Source organism: Serratia sp. CY44782, assembly GCF_052168715.1.
Classification (GTDB): domain Bacteria; phylum Pseudomonadota; class Gammaproteobacteria; order Enterobacterales; family Enterobacteriaceae; genus Serratia; species Serratia nevei.
This window is the reverse complement of the sequence record NZ_JBJNME010000006.1, coordinates 309,876-325,953: the sequence shown is the minus strand read 5'-3', so window position 1 is coordinate 325,953 and position 16,078 is coordinate 309,876. Positions and strand designations below refer to the sequence as shown.

The following is a 16,078-nucleotide window of genomic DNA, read 5'->3' as shown; positions in this document are numbered from 1 at the left end:
TGGACGGATGGACAGCAAAAGCATGGTGGTGAACTGTGTGGCGTACAAAGCCGGCCAACGGCTGGGCGAAGTGACCATCGACGATATCAGCGAGGTGGTCAAACAGCCGGACACCTTCGTCTGGCTGGGGCTGCGGCAGCCGGAACCGGCGTTTATGCGCAAGGTGCAGGAGGAGTTCGGCCTGCACGATCTGGCGATCGAAGACGCGCTGTGCGCGCACCAACGGCCGAAGCTGGAAACCTACGGTGACTCACTGTTCATCGTGGTAAAAACCGCGCAGTGGGGCGAACACGATGAAATCGAATACGGTGAAACCCACTTCTTCGTCGGCAAAAACTTTCTGGTGACGGTGCGCCACGGCGCCTCGCCCAGCTACGCGCCAATCCGCGCCAAGGCGGAAGAGAACCGCAAGCAGATGTGCCGCGGGCCGGGCTTCGCCCTCTATTCGGTGTTGGACTTCGTGGTGGATAACTACCGCAGCGTGGTGACGCGCTTCGAGAGCACCATCGAGAATATCGAAGCCAACATGTTCCAGTCGGAGTTCGATCAGGCGGCGATCGAGAACGTCTATACCCTGCGCCGCCATCTGCTGGCGCTGCGCAACGCCGCGCTGCCGATGGATGAAATCTGCAACCAGCTGATCCGCCTGCACGAAGAGGTGATCCCGAAAGAGCTGCGCGCCTACGTGCGCGACGTGCAAGATCACGCGCATCAGGTGGTCAGCAATATCGACGACATGCGTGAAATGCTGACCAACGCCATGCACGTCAACCTGGCGCTGGTGACGGTCAAGCAGAACGAAGTGGTGAAACGGCTGGCGGGCTGGGGGGCGATTTTGGCCATTCCGACGGTGGTCTTCAGCCTATACGGCATGAACTTCGCCGACATGCCGGAGCTGAAGTTCCCGTGGGCCTATCACGCCACGCTGGGGGTGACCGCCGTCGGCTGCATTTTCCTGTATCAGAAGTTGAAGAAATCGGGCTGGCTGTAAGCGCCAAAACGGCGGCTGTTGCCGCCGAAAAAAGCCCCCTGCGGGGCAGCCCGCCCCGCCGCTTCAATACAGCATCGGCCGCCGATCGCGATGCACATGATTGTGGCGGCCGATGCGCTTGTCATCGGCCGCGCCGATATCCATCGATGCCAGCACCATGCCTTCGCCCGTCAGGCTCTGCGTCAATGGATAGCCGTCGGCGTCGACAATCACCGATCCGCCGATCCACGCAACGCCGCGCTCCGTTTCGCAACGATCGCACACCGCGATAAACAGCCGATTGACGGCGGCGTTGGCCTGCGCCTTCACCATCTCCGCCGGCCGTTCGCCCTGCGGGCGCGGTGCCAGCGGCCAGTTGACCGGCGCGCACAGCAGCTGAGCGCCGGCCAGCGCCGGCAGCCGCACCCACTCCGGGAATTCGAGATCGTAACAGATCATCACCGCCAACCGGCCGAAGCAGGTCTCGATGACCGGTGGCGGCCGATCGCCGGCGGTAAAAATGGTGCTCTCTTCGTGCCACAGGTGCGCTTTGCGATAAATCGCCCTCACCCCCTGCGCATCGATCAATGCCGCACTGTTGGCCACCTCCCCATCGGGCAGGCGCTCACAGAAACCGGCGACGATCGCCACATCCAACTCGCGCGCCAGGGCTCCCCACAGGCTGAGGCTAGGCCCGTCTTCGGCCTCGGCCAACGCCCGCGCCTCCGCCTTATCACGCAGCACGTAGCCGCTGTTCACCAGCTCCGGCAGCACGATGACGTTGGCACCGCGCTGCGCCGCCCGGCGGATCGCCTGGGCGGACAGTGCCCGATTGTGTTCCGCTTCCCCCACCCGCAAGGCTAATTGGCAGCATGCGACGCTGATTTTACCCATGACTCATCCCTCACCGTTAAACCAACTGGGCAGCGATGCGCCCAGCTGCCCAGTAAATCAGTAAAGACGCCGTGTTAAAAGCCGGGATCGTGCCTCAACGTTCGGTTTGAGCCTGCAGCTGCGCTGCCGGGCGGCTCAACAGGCTGCCCAACACGAAGGCGACGCCGCCGCCCAGCAGGCCGCCGTAGATTGGGCTGTTGGCGTCGATGCCGTGCCAGGCCATCAACCCCACCACGCACAGGCTGCCGGTCAGCATGCTGGCAATGGCGCCGGCGCTGGTGGCGCGCGGCCAGAAGATCGCCCCCACCAGCGGGATCAGCATGCCGCCCACCAACAGGTTGTAAGCCAGCGTCAGCGCCGCCAGCACGTCACGTACCACAAACGCCAGCCCCAGCATGACCACGCCCATGAGAAGCGTGGTGAAGCGCCCGGCGGCCAACCCGCCGGAAGGTTTGCGCCGGATGGCCGGCAATACGTCCTCCAGCGCGATGGTGGAAGAGGCCAGCAGGCAGGCGCTGGCGGTGGACATCAGCGCTGCCAACGCCGCGGCGGCCACCAGCCCGCTGACGCCGACCGGCAACACCGCCTGCGCGATGGCGGCAAAGGCGCCGTCAGTGTTGCTGAGCGACGGCAGCACGATCTTGCCGGCCATGCCGATCAGCGCACCGGTCACGCCGTACAGCACGCAATAGACGCCCGCCCCCAGCCCAGCGAAGCGCGCCACATTGGCGCTGCGGGCGGTAAACACCCGCTGCCAGATGTCCTGGCCGATCAGAATGCCGAAGAAGTAGATCAGGAAGAACACCAGAATGGTGTCCAACCCGATCGACGACAGTTGGTAGTAACCGGCGGGCAGCAGGCTGGTGAAGGCTTCCCAGCCGCCGGCCTTGACGATGCTCATCGGCATCAGCACCAGCATCATGCCGACGGTCATGATGATGAACTGAATGATGTCGGTCAGCGTCAGCGACCACATGCCCCCCAGCGTCGAATACAGCACCACCAGCCCGCCGCCGAGCAGGATAGACGCGCTGAACGACAGGCCGAACATCACCTGCATCACGCTGCCGATGGCGATGATCGAGGTCACCGCCACCATCAGGTCATACGCCAGCATGATCGCGCCGCTGGTGACCCGCGCCGCCGGGTGATAGCGCCGCGACAGCACCTGGCTGACGGTATACAGCTTCAACTTGAGCAGCGGCTTGGCCAGCACCAGGCTCAGCACCACGATGCCCAGCCCGAGCGCGCCGCACAGCCAGACGCCGGAGATGCCGTAGGTGTAGCCGAGTTTGACGCTGCCGATGGTCGACGCGCCGCCGAGCACCACCGCCGACAGCGTGCCCAAATACAGCCCCGGCCCCAGATTGCGCCCGGCGACCAGATACGCCTCTTTGGAATTGGCGCGGCGAATGCCCATCCACCCCACCGCGCCTATCACCAGAAAGTAAAACACCACGACCAGCAGATCGAGATTCATGGGTACCTCCACTCCGTTGTTATTGTTATCAGGGGGCCCGACGCAACCGCTCCGCCGGTAGGGTCAGCGCACCGGCCTCAGCGGGCCGGCAGCACGCACAACATTTCAAACAGCAGGTTGGCGGCCAGCAGCGCCGTGTTGCCGGAGCGATCGTAAGGTGGCGACACCTCCACCACGTCGCCGCCCACCAGGTTCAGCCCTTGGCAGCCGCGCACGATCTCCAGCCCCTGCCAGACCGACAGCCCGCCGACTTCCGGCGTGCCGGTGCCCGGTGCGAAGGCCGGATCCAGTCCGTCGATATCGAAGCTGAGGTAAACCGGCGCATCGCCCATCTGTTCGCGGATCTCCGCCATCAGCGGCGTCAGCGACCGGTGCCAGCAGGCCTCGGCCGGCACCACGCGGAAGCCCTGGCGCCGTGACCAGTCGAAGTCGTCCGCCGCATAGCCGCTGCCGCGCAGGCCAATCTGCACCACCTTTTCCGGCGCCAGCAGCCCCTCCTCGAACGCGCGGCGGAAGGTGGTGCCGTGCGCCAGCTGTTCGCCGAACATCTCCTCGTTGGTGTCGGAATGCGCATCGACGTGGATCAGCCCGACCGGGCCATGCCGACGGGCGACGGCGCGCAGCACCGGCAGCGTCAGCGTGTGGTCGCCGCCGAGCGTCAACGGCATGCAGCCGTGCGCCAGGATCTCGTGGTAAGCCGCCTCGATGCGCTGCACGCTGTCCGCCAGGCTGTAAGGGTTGATGGCGACATCCCCCAGATCGGCCACCTGCAGACGTTCGAACGGGGCGGAGCCGGTGCCCATGTTGTAAGGGCGGATCATCACCGACTCCTGGCGGATCTGGCGCGGGCCATAGCGGGTGCCGCTGCGGTTGGAGGTGCCGATATCCAGCGGAACGCCGACAAAGGCGGCATCCAGACCGTGCGCCTGGTCGGCCGCGGGCAGGCGCATCATGGTGGGAATACCGGCAAAGCGCGGCATGTCGTTACCGCTTTGGGGTTGGTTCAGCATGGCGTTTCCTTGTCTTGATCTGCGATGAATTGAAACATTTGAGCAACATTCGCAGACTACCCCGTTGGCCACCCCGGCTACCATTCCCGCTTTTGCATGTAAACATCGAAAAACACGATGCAACTAACTTATTGAAGTATTGATTTTTATTTCCAATTCATGCCATAAGGAAGGCCATATCTTCAGCGCCGCCCCTATTTCTTCGATGTTAAAAATGGGTTAACCGGCCGACGTTCTGCGGAGGGGGAATGCTCACCAACCTAAGCGATATCGATCTGAAACTGCTGCGGGTGTTCGTCGCGGTGGCAGAAGCCCAGGGCGTCAGCGCCGCGCAGGAAACGCTGCTGATGAACCAATCCACCATCAGCACCCACCTGGCCTCGCTGGAAACCCGGCTGGGTTTTCGCCTGTGCCAACGCGGCCGCTCCGGCTTCCGGCTGACGCCCAAGGGCGAACGCATGCTGATCGCCTGCCGTTCGCTGTTCAACGCCGCCCGCGACTTCACCCGGGTCAGCCAGTCGCTGAACGGCCTGCTGACCGGCGATCTGCAGATCGGTCTGGTGGATAATCTGGTTTCGCTGCCGGGCAACCCGTTCAGCCAGGCCATCAAACACTTCCAGCGCCGACATCAGGACGTGCAATTGCAGTGCCGCATCTGTTCACCGAACGAGATTGAGCAGGGGCTGCTGCACCGGCAGCTCGATCTGGGCATAGGCTACTTCGGCCAACAGTTGGAGGCGTTGCGTTATAAGTCATGGCTGGAGGAGACGCAGGCGATCTACTGCAGCGCGGATCACCCGCTGTTCGCGGTGGAAGAACCGGAGCGCGAGCAGATTGAAAACGCGCGTTGGGTCAAGCGCGGCTACCTGCTGGCGCAGCAGCTGTGCCCGATCGCGCCGCCTCACCTGGCTGCGGTGGCCCACCATATGGAAAGCGTCGCCCATCTGGTACTGAGCGGTTCCTGTCTCGGCTACCTGCCCACCCACTACGCGGCGCGCTGGGTGGAACAGGGGCTGCTGCGGCAGCTGGGCGGCGCGGCGCTCTCTTACCGCGCCACGCTCAGCCTGGTCAGTCGCCCTGTCCAGCCCGACGAGGCGTTGAACGCGCTGCTGGAGGATTTGGCGCGCGCCGCACGCCAATCACCTCATCGCTGAGAGGCCAGCGCCCGATTCATGGCAAACAGCGTGCCGGTTAAAGACAGGATGAGGAGCCCGATGATGGCCCAGGCAAAAGAGGCCGCTCCGCCCTTGTCGAGCAGCATGCCGCCGATCGCGCCACCGGCGGCCACGGCGGTATTCCAGCCCGTGGTATACATGGACTGCGCCATATCGGCCGCGCGGCCGGAAAGGCGTGACAATGCCGTCTGCGTGAGGGTGGCGAAACCGCCGAAAGCCACGCCCCACAATGCGACCGCGAGATAAACCATCGGGGCTATCCGTCCCCCACTCCCCAGCAGCACGGCGGCGAGGGCAAAGGTGACGATGCTCATTACCGTAAGAGATTGGACTCGTCGATCGACCAGCATCCCGGCGACGCCCAATCCGGCAATCGCGCCCAGCCCGAAGATAAACAGCACGATATCGACCCGCTCGGATAACCCCGACGGCTTGAGGAAAGGCTCCAGGTAGATATACAGAATGTTGTGGGCAACGATGAAGGTGAACACCACGAACAGCACGGCGCGGATCCCGCATTGCAAGAATACGCCGCTCAGAGACGGGCGATGCGCCTTAGCCTGGCCGGGGAAATCCGGCACGATGGCGATGATCCACACCACGAGCATCACCGCCATCAACGTCATCAGGCCAAAGGCGCCTTGCCAGCCGATGGCTCGGCCAAGCAACGTGCCGAGCGGTACGCCGAGCACCAGCGCCAGGGTGGCGCCGGCGCCGGAGATCGCAATAGCGCGGCCGCCAAGATGGGCCGGTGACATGCGCACGGCGTAACCGGCCAGCAAGGACCAAACGATGCCGCCGAAAACGCCGGCGAAGAAACGCGTCGCCAATGAGACGTGGTAATCATGCGACAGCGCCGTGACGAGGTTGACGATGGCAAAGCCGCCGATCGCACTCAAGAGCAAGGGGCGGCGCCGCATGCCCTGCGTCAATGCGGTGAGCGGAATGGCGGCGACCAACGCGCCCACCGCATAGGCGGTGATGAATTGCCCCGCCAGGCTTTCAGACACGCTCAAATCGCCCGCAATCGAAGAAAGCACGCCCGCCGGCATGATCTCGGTCAGCAGCGTGATGAAAGCGGCCATCGCCAACGCCAGCAGGCCCCCCAGAGGCAACCGCTCGCTGCTCGCGGCAGGCGCAGATATCGTCGTTTGATTCATCAATCACTCCTCATTCAAAGATGTTTCCGCCCATTGCGGATGACGTTTGCATCATGCTGCCCACTCGCTGATAAAAGAAAAATAGGCTAAAGTGAACAACACTCATGACGTAAAGGTCATCAATAGAATGAAAGTCTATGGAAAGCTTGGGTTCTCTCGACGTTTTCGTGCGGGTCAGTGAAAGCCGCAGCTTCACGGCGGCCGGGCAACAGCTGGGGATCTCCGCGTCGGCGGTCAGCAAAACCATCGCCCGGCTGGAGGAACGGCTCAGCGTGCGGTTGTTTCACCGCTCCACCCGCACGGTCAACCTGACGCCGGAAGGCGCCTTATTCCTGGAAAGGTGCCGGCGCATTTTGAGCGAGGTGAAAGACGCGGAAGCCGAACTGTTGCAAACGCGAGGAACGCCCCAGGGTAAGCTGCGCATCAGTCTCCCGTCGCTGGGCACGCTTTTCATGCCAAAACTGGGGGACTTCAAGCGCCGCTATCCTGAGATCGAGCTGGATATTGATTATTCGGATCGGCTGGTTGACGTGATTGAGGAAGGTTTCGATGCCGTTATCCGCAGCGGCACCCCGAGCGATTCACGGCTGGTTGCCCGCCGGCTGGGCACCTGTCGCAAGGTTTTCGTTGGCGCGCCAAGCTATTTCAGCCAAGCGGGTATGCCGAACAAGCCCGAGGATCTAACAAGCCATGCCCGTTTGCATTATCGCTTTCCCAGCACCGGCAAACTGGATGCCTGGCCGCTGGGGGACAAGACGGAGATGATCCCCGAACGGCCGGCCAGCATGGTGACAAATACCCTCGATCCGCAGGTGTGCTTCGCGGAGCAAGGGCTCGGCATCGCTTATTTGCCGGAGATCGCCGTGCGCAGACAGCTGGAACAGGGCAGCCTGGTGACGGTTCTGGATGAATACGACCGCGAGAACATGGTTTTTCATGTCCTCTGGCCGTCGGGCCGCCACCTGTCAGTCAAAATCAGGCTGTTCGTCGACTTTGTGACGAGCCACCTTTTCCCGCTTTAAACGACGCATGCTGCCTTAACTGACCGGCATGCGCGCCGGATCGGGATACTGATACTCAAAACCCAGCTCGTTGCAGATGCGGTTGCCGTCGACCAGCCGCTCATCCTGCTCCGCTTCGTCGGCGAACTGCGGCGGTTCCAGGTGCAGCTGCTCGGCCAGCGCCGGATAAAATTCGCGTTTGGCCGGATGACGCGGCGCGCACAGGTTGTACACGTGGCCGCCCTTCGGCAGCTTCAGCAACAGCTGGATGGCGGCGATGACGTCGTCCTGGTGCACCAGATTCACCCCCTGCGAACCGCCCTTCACGTCGAGTTTGCCCGCCAGGAAGCGGCCGGGGTGACGATCGGCGCCCACCAGCCCCGCCAGCCGCAGAATGTCCACCGAGGTGTTCGGCAATTCATGCAGCCAGCGCTCCAGCTCGGCCAGCACCCGGCCCGACGGCGAGACCGGCCGCAGCGGCGACTCTTCGCGCAGCGTGCCGGCGGTTTCGCCGTACACCGAGGTGGAACTGGTAAAGATCACCCGCGGTACGCCGAAGGCCATCGCGCTGTCCACCAGCATGCGCACCGCATTGAAATAGTTTTCGCTGCCTTCGACGGTGCGGCGAGCGGGCAGCGTCACCACCAGCGCATCCACGCGCAGCAGCGATTCCAGATCGTCCGGATCGCACACCAGCTCAGGCGTCAGCTCCAGTTGATAGCATTCGATGCCGCTCATGCGCGCGGCCTCGACGCCGTCCGGCGTGGTTTTGCTGCCGACCACATCATACCCGCGCCCCATCAGCGACAGCGCCAACGGCATGCCCAGCCAACCCAAACCAATAATGGCTACCTTTTTCATCCTCTTCCTCTCCTGAAGATCGCAGCGCCCTACCCCTAAGGCTACGCCACTGTGCACGGCGATACAATCTGCCCGGCTTCAGGTTAGGTAAAGCCGTCTGTGGCTAATAACCTAACCTGTTTCAATAAATTAAATTTATGACGTTAAAAAAGGGTTGCGCGGTGGACAGCGGATAGTTTAGCTTAATTGGCATACGGTTTTTACCGGCTTTTGATTAGAGAAAAACACCATGACACGCGTTCAGTTCAACCACCATCATCACCATCACCCTGACTAGTCTTTCAGGCGATGAGTGCTGGAAGACGGTTTGTTAATCTTCCAGTGGCGCGCAGAACGCAAGAGAGAGCCCTCGGAAGATTTCTTCCGAGGGTTTTTTTTTGGCTCCGGACAGACAGAAAAGAATAGTTTTTACAATAAATTCATAAAATTACAGATTAAACAGAGGTTACCATGCTGGACAAGACACGTTTACGGATCGCAATGCAGAAGTCGGGCCGCCTGAGCGATGAATCCCAGGAGCTGCTGGCGCGCTGCGGCATCAAGATCAACCTGCAGCAGCAACGCCTGATCGCCTTCGCGGAAAACATGCCGATCGATATCCTGCGCGTGCGCGACGACGACATTCCGGGCCTGGTGATGGATGGCGTGGTCGATCTGGGCATCATCGGCGAAAACGTGCTGGAAGAAGAGCTGCTCAGCCGCCGTGCCCAGGGTGAAGACCCGCGTTACTTCACCCTGCGCCGCCTCGATTTCGGCGGCTGCCGCCTGTCGCTGGCCACCCCGCTCGACGCCGAATACGCCGGCCCGCAAAGCCTGCAGGACGCCCGCATCGCCACCTCTTACCCGCACCTGCTGAAGCAATACCTCGACCAGCAGGGCGTGCGCTTTAAATCTTGCCTGCTGAACGGCTCGGTGGAAGTGGCGCCGCGCGCCGGCCTGGCCGACGCCATCTGCGATCTGGTTTCTACCGGCGCTACGCTGGAGGCCAACGGCCTGCGCGAAGTGGAAGTGATCTACCGCTCCAAGGCCTGCCTGATTCAGCGCGACGGCGAAATGCCGGAAGCCAAGCAGCAGCTGATCGACCGCCTGATGACCCGCATTCAGGGCGTGATCCAGGCGCGCGAATCCAAATACATCATGCTGCACGCGCCGAGCGAGAAGCTGGACGAGATCGTCGCGCTGCTGCCGGGCGCCGAGCGCCCGACCATTCTGCCGCTGGCCGGCGCGCAGAACCGCGTGGCGATGCACATGGTGAGCAGCGAAACCCTGTTCTGGGAAACCATGGAAAAACTGAAAGCGCTCGGCGCCAGCTCGATTCTGGTGCTGCCGATTGAAAAGATGATGGAGTAACGCCATGTCGACCTTCAACACGCCGATCGATTGGGCAACGTGCAGCGCCGAACGCCAGACCGAGCTGCTGATGCGCCCGGCAATCACCGCTTCCGACAGCATCACCCGCACGGTGAGCGAGATCCTCGACAACGTGAAGGCCAACGGCGATCGGGCGCTGCGCGACTACAGCGCCCGTTTCGACAAGGCGCAGGTCGCCGCGCTGCGCGTCAGCGCCGAGCAGATCGCCGCCGCCTGCGCCCGACTGGGCGATGACATCAAACAGGCGATGGCGGTGGCCGTCGCCAACGTGGAAACCTTCCACAACGCGCAGCGACTGCCGCCGGTGGACGTCGAAACGCAGCCGGGCGTGCGCTGCCAGCAGGTGACCCGCCCAATCGACTCAGTGGGCCTGTATATTCCCGGTGGGTCGGCGCCGCTGTTCTCCACCGTGCTGATGCTGGCGACGCCGGCGCGCATCGCCGGTTGCCGCCGGGTGGTGCTGTGCTCGCCGCCGCCGATCGCCGATGAGATCCTGTATGCGGCACAGCTGTGCGGCGTGCAGGAAGTGTTTCAGGTCGGGGGCGCGCAGGCGATCGCCGCCCTGGCGTTCGGCACCGAAAGCGTGCCGCGCGTGGCGAAAATCTTCGGGCCGGGCAACGCCTTCGTGACCGAAGCCAAGCGGCAGGTCAGCCAGCGTCTCGACGGCGCGGCTATCGACATGCCGGCCGGGCCTTCGGAGGTGCTGGTGATCGCCGACGCCGGCGCCACCCCGGCGTTCGTCGCCTCCGATCTGCTGTCGCAGGCCGAACACGGCCCAGATTCGCAGGTGATCCTGCTGACGCCGGACGCGGCAATGGCGCAGGCAGTGGCCGAAGCGGTGGAAAGCCAGCTGGCCGAGCTGCCGCGCGCCGAGACCGCGCGCCAGGCGCTGGCGAGCAGCCGCCTGATCGTGGCGCGCGATCTGCCTGAGTGCGTGGCCATCAGCAACCGCTACGGCCCGGAGCACCTGATCATTCAGACCCGCAATGCGCGCGAGCTGGTAGACGGCATCACCAGCGCCGGTTCGGTATTCCTCGGCGACTGGTCGCCGGAGTCCGCCGGCGATTACGCCTCCGGCACCAACCACGTGCTGCCGACCTACGGCTACACTGCCACCTGCTCCAGCCTGGGGCTGGCCGATTTTCAAAAACGCATGACGGTGCAGGAACTGACGCCGCAGGGCTTCAGCAACCTGGCCGCCACCATCGAGACGCTGGCTGCCGCCGAGCAGCTGATCGCCCACAAAAACGCCGTGACCCTGCGCGTCGCCGCCCTGAAGGAGCAAGCATGAGCATCGAAAAACTGGCGCGCGCCAACGTTCGCGAGCTGACCCCTTATCAATCGGCGCGCCGCCTCGGCGGTAAGGGTGACGTGTGGTTGAACGCCAACGAATATCCGATCGCGCCCGAGTTCCAGCTGACCGCGCAAACCTTCAACCGCTATCCGGAGTGCCAGCCGGCGTTGGTGATCGAACGCTACGCCGCCTACGCCGGGGTGAGGAAAGAGCAGGTGCTGGTCAGCCGCGGCGCCGATGAAGGCATCGAGCTGCTGATCCGCGCCTTCTGCGAACCGGGCAAAGACGCCATTCTGTTCTGCCCGCCGACCTACGGCATGTACGCCGTCAGCGCCGAAACCTTTGGCGTGGAGCGCCGCACCGTGGCCGCCAAAGAAGATTGGCAGCTGGATCTGCCGGCCATCGCAGACAGCCTGGACAATGTGAAGCTGATCTACGTCTGCAGCCCGAACAACCCGACCGGCAACCTGATCGACCCGGACTCTCTGCGCAACCTTCTGGAGCTGGCCAAAGGCAAGGCGATCGTCGCGGTGGACGAAGCCTATATCGAGTTTTGCCCGCAGGCCTCGGTGGCCGGGTGGCTGAGCGACTATCCGCACCTGGCTATCCTGCGCACGCTGTCGAAGGCCTTTGCGCTGGCCGGCCTGCGCTGCGGCTTTACGCTCGCGAACGAAGATCTGATCGCCCTGCTGCTGAAAGTGATCGCGCCTTACCCGCTTTCGACGCCGGTGGCGGATATCGCCGCGCAGGCGCTGAGCGAAGAAGGTATCCGCACCATGCGCCAGCGCGTCACCGACATTGCCGCCACCCGCAGCTGGCTGCAGCAACAGTTGGAAAAATGCGCCTGCGTCGAGCAGGTTTTCGCCAGCGACAGCAATTACCTGCTGGCCCGCTTCACCGCCTCAAGTAATGTGTTTAAAAGCTTGTGGGATCAGGGCATTATCTTACGAGACCAAAACAAACAGCCCGGGTTGTCCGGCTGCCTGCGCATCACCATAGGCACCCGCGACGAATGTCAACGCGTGGTGGACGCCTTGTCCGCCCTGCCCGGCACCAACCAGACTCGCCAGGAGCCTATGTGAGCCAAAAAATCCTCTTTATCGATCGTGACGGCACGCTGATCGCCGAGCCACCGGAAGATTTCCAGGTTGACCGCCTGGACAAGCTGGCGCTCGAGCCGGACGTGATCCCTTCCCTGCTGGCGCTGCAACAGGCGGGGTATCAGCTGGTGATGATCACCAATCAGGATGGGCTCGGCACCGCCAGTTTCCCGCAGGAAACCTTCGATCCGCCGCACAACCTGATGATGCAGATCCTCAGCTCGCAGGGCATTCAGTTCGCCGATGTGCTGATCTGCCCGCACCTGCCGGCGGACAACTGCGACTGCCGCAAGCCGAAAACTGCGCTGGTGAAGGGTTACCTCGAACCCGGCGTGCTGAATGCCGCCCACAGCTACGTGATCGGCGATCGGCCGACCGACGTGCAGCTGGCAGAAAACATGGGCATCCAGGGGCTGCGCTACCAGCGCGGCGTGCTGGGCTGGAAAGAGATCGTGCGCCAGCTGACCCTGCGCGATCGCCACGCGCGGGTTAATCGCGTGACCAAAGAGACGCAGATCGACGTCAACGTCTGGCTGGATCGCGAAGGCGGCAGCAAGATCAAAACCGGCGTCGGCTTCTTCGATCACATGCTGGATCAGATCGCCACCCACGGCGGCTTCCGCATGGAGATCGACGTCAAAGGCGATCTGTATATCGACGATCACCACACGGTGGAAGACACCGGCCTGGCGCTGGGTGAAGCGCTGAACAAGGCACTCGGCGACAAACGCGGCATCGCCCGCTTCGGCTTCGTGTTGCCGATGGACGAATGCCTGGCGCGCTGCGCGCTGGATATCTCCGGCCGCCCACACCTGGAGTACAAGGCCGAGTTCAACTATCAGCGCGTCGGCGATCTCAGCACCGAAATGGTCGAGCATTTCTTCCGTTCGCTCTCTTACACCATGGGCTGCACGCTGCACCTGAAAACCAAGGGCAAAAACGACCACCACCGGGTCGAGAGCCTGTTCAAAGTGTTTGGCCGCACGCTGCGCCAGGCGATCCGCGTCGAGGGCAATACCCTGCCGAGTTCGAAAGGAGTGCTGTGATGAACGTGGTGATTTTGGATACCGGCTGCGCCAACCTGGCCTCCGTCACCTACGCGGTGCGGCGCCTGGGCTATCAGCCGGAGGTGAGCCGCGATCCGGAGATCGTGCTGCGCGCCGACAAGCTGTTCCTGCCGGGCGTCGGCACCGCACAGGCGGCGATGGATCAACTGCGCGAGCGCGATCTGATCGAACTGATCAAGGCCTGCACGCAGCCGGTGCTGGGCATCTGCCTCGGCATGCAGCTGCTGGCGGCCAGCAGCGAAGAGAACGGCGGTGTGACCACGCTCGGCCTCATCGATACGCCGGTCAAGCAGATGACCGACTTCGGCCTGCCGCTGCCGCACATGGGCTGGAACCAGGTGTCCGCGCAGGCGGGCCACCATCTGTTCCGCGGCATCGATGACGGCGCCTACTTCTATTTCGTTCACAGCTATGCGATGCCGATATGCCCCAGCACCATCGCCCAGGCGAACTACGGCGAGCCCTTCACCGCCGCCGTGCAAAAAGACAACTTCTTCGGCGTGCAGTTTCATCCAGAACGTTCTGGAGCGGCCGGCGCGCAACTGTTGAAAAACTTTCTGGAGATGTAGGCAGCATGATTATTCCGGCTTTGGATTTGATCGACGGCAACGTGGTGCGTTTGCATCAGGGCGATTACGGCCAACAGCGCGACTACGGCAACGATCCGCTGTTACGCCTGCAGGACTATCAACGGCAAGGTGCACAGGTGCTGCACCTGGTCGATCTGACCGGCGCCAAGGATCCGGCGGCGCGCCAGATCCCGCTGCTGCGCAAGCTGCTGGCGGGGGTTGACGTGCCGGTGCAGGTCGGCGGCGGCATCCGCAACGAGCAGGACGTCAGCGCCCTGCTGGAGGCCGGCGCCACGCGCGTGGTGATCGGCTCCACCGCGGTGAAACAGCCGCAGTTGGTGCAGAGCTGGTTCGAGCGCTACGGCGCCGACGCGCTGGTGCTGGCGCTGGACGTGCGCATCGACGCGCAGGGCGTGAAACGCGTGGCCATCAGCGGCTGGCAGGAGGATTCCGACGCCACGCTGGAACAGGTGGTGGAGCAGTTCCTGCCCTACGGGCTCAAGCACGTGCTGTGCACCGACATTTCGCGCGATGGTACGCTGGCCGGTTCCAACGTGGCGCTGTATCAGGCGATCAGCCGCCGTTATCCGCAGGTGGCCTTCCAAGCCTCAGGCGGCATCGGTAATCTGGACGACATCGCCCAGCTGCGCGGCAGCGGCGTTGCCGGCGTGATCGTGGGGCGCGCCCTGCTGGAAGGTAAATTTAGCGTTGAGGAGGCGATCGCATGCTGGCAAAACGGATAATCCCGTGTCTGGATGTTAAAGACGGGCAAGTGGTGAAAGGCGTGCAGTTCCGCAACCACGAAATCATCGGCGACATTGTGCCTCTGGCGCAGCGCTATGCGCAAGAAGGTGCGGACGAGCTGGTGTTTTACGATATCACCGCCTCGAGCGACGGCCGGGTGGTGGACAAAAGCTGGGTATCGCGCGTGGCGGAGGTGATTGATATCCCGTTCTGCGTCGCCGGCGGCATTAAAAGCGCCGAGGACGCCAGCCAGATCCTGTCTTTCGGCGCCGACAAGATTTCAATCAACTCGCCGGCGCTGGCCGATCCTGAGCTGATTAGCCGCCTGGCGGAACGCTTCGGCGTGCAGTGCATCGTGGTAGGCATCGACACCTGGTTCGACAGTGAAACCGGCAAGTATCACGTCAACCAATATACCGGCGATGAGAGCCGCACCCGCATCACCCAGTGGGAAACCCTCGACTGGGTACAGGAAGTGCAGCGCCGCGGCGCCGGTGAGATCGTGCTGAACATGATGAACCAGGACGGCGTGCGCAACGGTTACGATCTGCAGCAGCTGCGCCTGGTGCGCGAGGCCTGCAAGGTGCCGCTGATCGCCTCGGGCGGCGCGGGCACCATGGAGCACTTCCTGGAAGCGTTCCGTGATGCGGACGTCGACGGCGCGCTGGCGGCGTCGGTGTTCCACAAACAAATCATCAATATCGGCGAACTGAAAAGGTTCCTGGTTGAACAAGGCGTGGAGATTCGCGTGTGCTGACAGAACAACAGAGAAACCAGCTGGACTGGGAAAAAACCGACGGCCTGATGCCGGCCATCGTGCAGCACGCCGTTTCCGGCGAAGTGCTGATGCTGGGTTACATGACGCAGGAAGCGTTGGCGGCTACCGAGCAGAGCGGTAACGTCACCTTCTTCTCACGCACCAAGCAGCGTCTGTGGACCAAGGGTGAAAGCTCCGGCCACTTCCTCAAGGTGGTCAGCATCACGCCAGACTGCGATAACGACACGCTGCTGGTATTGGCCAACCCGATCGGCCCGACCTGCCACCTCGGCAACAGCAGCTGCTTCCACCCGGCCGCCAGCGACTGGGCGTTCCTCTATCAGCTGGAGCAGCTGTTGGCGGAGCGCAAGCACGCCAGCCCGGACAGCTCGTACACTGCGAGCCTGTACGCCAGCGGCACCAAACGCATCGCGCAGAAGGTCGGGGAGGAAGGCGTGGAAACCGCGCTGGCCGCCACGGTCAACGATCGCGAAGAGCTGACCAACGAAGCTTCGGACCTGATCTATCACCTGCTGGTGCTGCTGCAGGACCAGGATTTGGATCTGAGCGCGGTGATCGGCCGGCTGCGCGAGCGGCATCAGAAAAAAGCGTGACGTTAAATCAC

General features: G+C 63.0%; 17 protein-coding genes and 1 other annotated feature. Of the genes, 12 read left to right on the top strand and 5 right to left on the bottom strand.

The features are described 5' to 3' along the window. Window positions 1-7 precede the first annotated feature (7 nt). Window positions 8-991, top strand: a complete 984-nt coding sequence (locus ACJ8HT_RS13860; RefSeq protein WP_197652082.1) for a magnesium and cobalt transport protein CorA — start codon at window positions 8-10, stop codon at window positions 989-991. A gap of 63 nt (window positions 992-1,054) precedes the next feature. Here the strand turns inward: ACJ8HT_RS13860 and ACJ8HT_RS13855 are convergent, their stop codons facing one another. From ACJ8HT_RS13855 to speB, 3 genes are all read right to left on the bottom strand, one after another. Further along, complete coding sequence (locus ACJ8HT_RS13855) at window positions 1,055-1,864, bottom strand: nitrilase-related carbon-nitrogen hydrolase (RefSeq protein ID WP_197652083.1); 810 nt, start codon at window positions 1,862-1,864, stop codon at window positions 1,055-1,057. A 94-nt stretch (window positions 1,865-1,958) separates the two neighbouring features. Beyond that, window positions 1,959-3,344, bottom strand: a complete 1,386-nt coding sequence (locus ACJ8HT_RS13850) for a sodium:solute symporter (RefSeq protein ID WP_197652084.1) — start codon at window positions 3,342-3,344, stop codon at window positions 1,959-1,961. Between the two features lie 77 nt (window positions 3,345-3,421). Further along, window positions 3,422-4,354, bottom strand: coding sequence for an agmatinase (speB, locus tag ACJ8HT_RS13845; protein WP_197652085.1), 933 nt, complete (start codon window positions 4,352-4,354; stop codon window positions 3,422-3,424). Between the two features lie 248 nt (window positions 4,355-4,602). Between speB and ACJ8HT_RS13840 the strand changes: the two genes are divergently transcribed. Continuing rightward, window positions 4,603-5,508: a LysR family transcriptional regulator gene (locus ACJ8HT_RS13840; RefSeq protein WP_194572007.1), complete on the top strand. Its 906-nt coding sequence runs from the start codon at window positions 4,603-4,605 to the stop codon at window positions 5,506-5,508. Here ACJ8HT_RS13840 and ACJ8HT_RS13835 read toward each other — a convergent pair. Next, a complete protein-coding gene (locus ACJ8HT_RS13835) occupies window positions 5,499-6,689 on the bottom strand; it encodes an MFS transporter (protein WP_080440228.1) in 1,191 nt (396 codons plus the stop codon). The genes ACJ8HT_RS13840 and ACJ8HT_RS13835 overlap by 10 nt on opposite strands. A gap of 137 nt (window positions 6,690-6,826) precedes the next feature. On the opposite strand from ACJ8HT_RS13835, the gene ACJ8HT_RS13830 reads away from it, so the two are divergent. Then, window positions 6,827-7,711, top strand: coding sequence for a LysR family transcriptional regulator (locus tag ACJ8HT_RS13830; protein ID WP_197652086.1), 885 nt, complete (start codon window positions 6,827-6,829; stop codon window positions 7,709-7,711). A gap of 15 nt (window positions 7,712-7,726) precedes the next feature. Here the strand turns inward: ACJ8HT_RS13830 and ACJ8HT_RS13825 are convergent, their stop codons facing one another. Further along, on the bottom strand, window positions 7,727-8,551 hold the full coding sequence (locus ACJ8HT_RS13825; RefSeq protein WP_015377257.1) for an SDR family oxidoreductase: 825 nt from the start codon (window positions 8,549-8,551) through the stop codon (window positions 7,727-7,729). Window positions 8,552-8,780: 229 nt separating this feature from the next. On the opposite strand from ACJ8HT_RS13825, the gene hisL reads away from it, so the two are divergent. The 9 genes from hisL to hisIE all read left to right on the top strand — a co-directional run bounded on the left by hisL (window position 8,781) and on the right by hisIE (window position 16,067). Further along, a complete protein-coding gene (gene hisL / locus ACJ8HT_RS13820) occupies window positions 8,781-8,828 on the top strand; it encodes a his operon leader peptide (protein WP_100396937.1) in 48 nt (15 codons plus the stop codon). After that, window positions 8,804-8,930 (top strand) — a sequence feature (His leader region). Its footprint overlaps the gene before it by 25 nt. A 71-nt stretch (window positions 8,931-9,001) precedes the next feature. Then, window positions 9,002-9,901, top strand: a complete 900-nt coding sequence (hisG, locus tag ACJ8HT_RS13815) for an ATP phosphoribosyltransferase (protein ID WP_063989350.1) — start codon at window positions 9,002-9,004, stop codon at window positions 9,899-9,901. A gap of 4 nt (window positions 9,902-9,905) precedes the next feature. Beyond that, window positions 9,906-11,213 carry a histidinol dehydrogenase gene (gene hisD / locus ACJ8HT_RS13810; protein ID WP_197652087.1) on the top strand — a complete coding sequence of 436 codons (1,308 nt, stop codon included), beginning with the start codon at window positions 9,906-9,908 and terminating at the stop codon, window positions 11,211-11,213. Continuing rightward, a complete protein-coding gene (gene hisC, locus ACJ8HT_RS13805) occupies window positions 11,210-12,298 on the top strand; it encodes a histidinol-phosphate transaminase (RefSeq protein ID WP_197652088.1) in 1,089 nt (362 codons plus the stop codon). Before hisD ends, hisC begins: the two co-directional genes overlap by 4 nt. After that, window positions 12,295-13,362 carry a bifunctional histidinol-phosphatase/imidazoleglycerol-phosphate dehydratase HisB gene (gene hisB / locus ACJ8HT_RS13800; protein ID WP_033637767.1) on the top strand — a complete coding sequence of 356 codons (1,068 nt, stop codon included), beginning with the start codon at window positions 12,295-12,297 and terminating at the stop codon, window positions 13,360-13,362. Before hisC ends, hisB begins: the two co-directional genes overlap by 4 nt. Next, complete coding sequence (hisH, locus tag ACJ8HT_RS13795) at window positions 13,362-13,952, top strand: imidazole glycerol phosphate synthase subunit HisH (protein ID WP_033637766.1); 591 nt, start codon at window positions 13,362-13,364, stop codon at window positions 13,950-13,952. The genes hisB and hisH overlap by 1 nt, the downstream gene beginning before the upstream one ends. Before the next feature lie 5 nt (window positions 13,953-13,957). Next, window positions 13,958-14,695, top strand: a complete 738-nt coding sequence (hisA, locus tag ACJ8HT_RS13790; protein WP_197652089.1) for a 1-(5-phosphoribosyl)-5-[(5-phosphoribosylamino)methylideneamino]imidazole-4-carboxamide isomerase — start codon at window positions 13,958-13,960, stop codon at window positions 14,693-14,695. Continuing rightward, window positions 14,677-15,453, top strand: coding sequence for an imidazole glycerol phosphate synthase subunit HisF (hisF, locus tag ACJ8HT_RS13785; protein WP_041034248.1), 777 nt, complete (start codon window positions 14,677-14,679; stop codon window positions 15,451-15,453). Before hisA ends, hisF begins: the two co-directional genes overlap by 19 nt. Beyond that, window positions 15,447-16,067, top strand: coding sequence for a bifunctional phosphoribosyl-AMP cyclohydrolase/phosphoribosyl-ATP diphosphatase HisIE (gene hisIE, locus ACJ8HT_RS13780; RefSeq protein ID WP_197652090.1), 621 nt, complete (start codon window positions 15,447-15,449; stop codon window positions 16,065-16,067). The genes hisF and hisIE overlap by 7 nt, the downstream gene beginning before the upstream one ends. The last annotated feature ends 11 nt before the right edge of the window (window positions 16,068-16,078 follow it).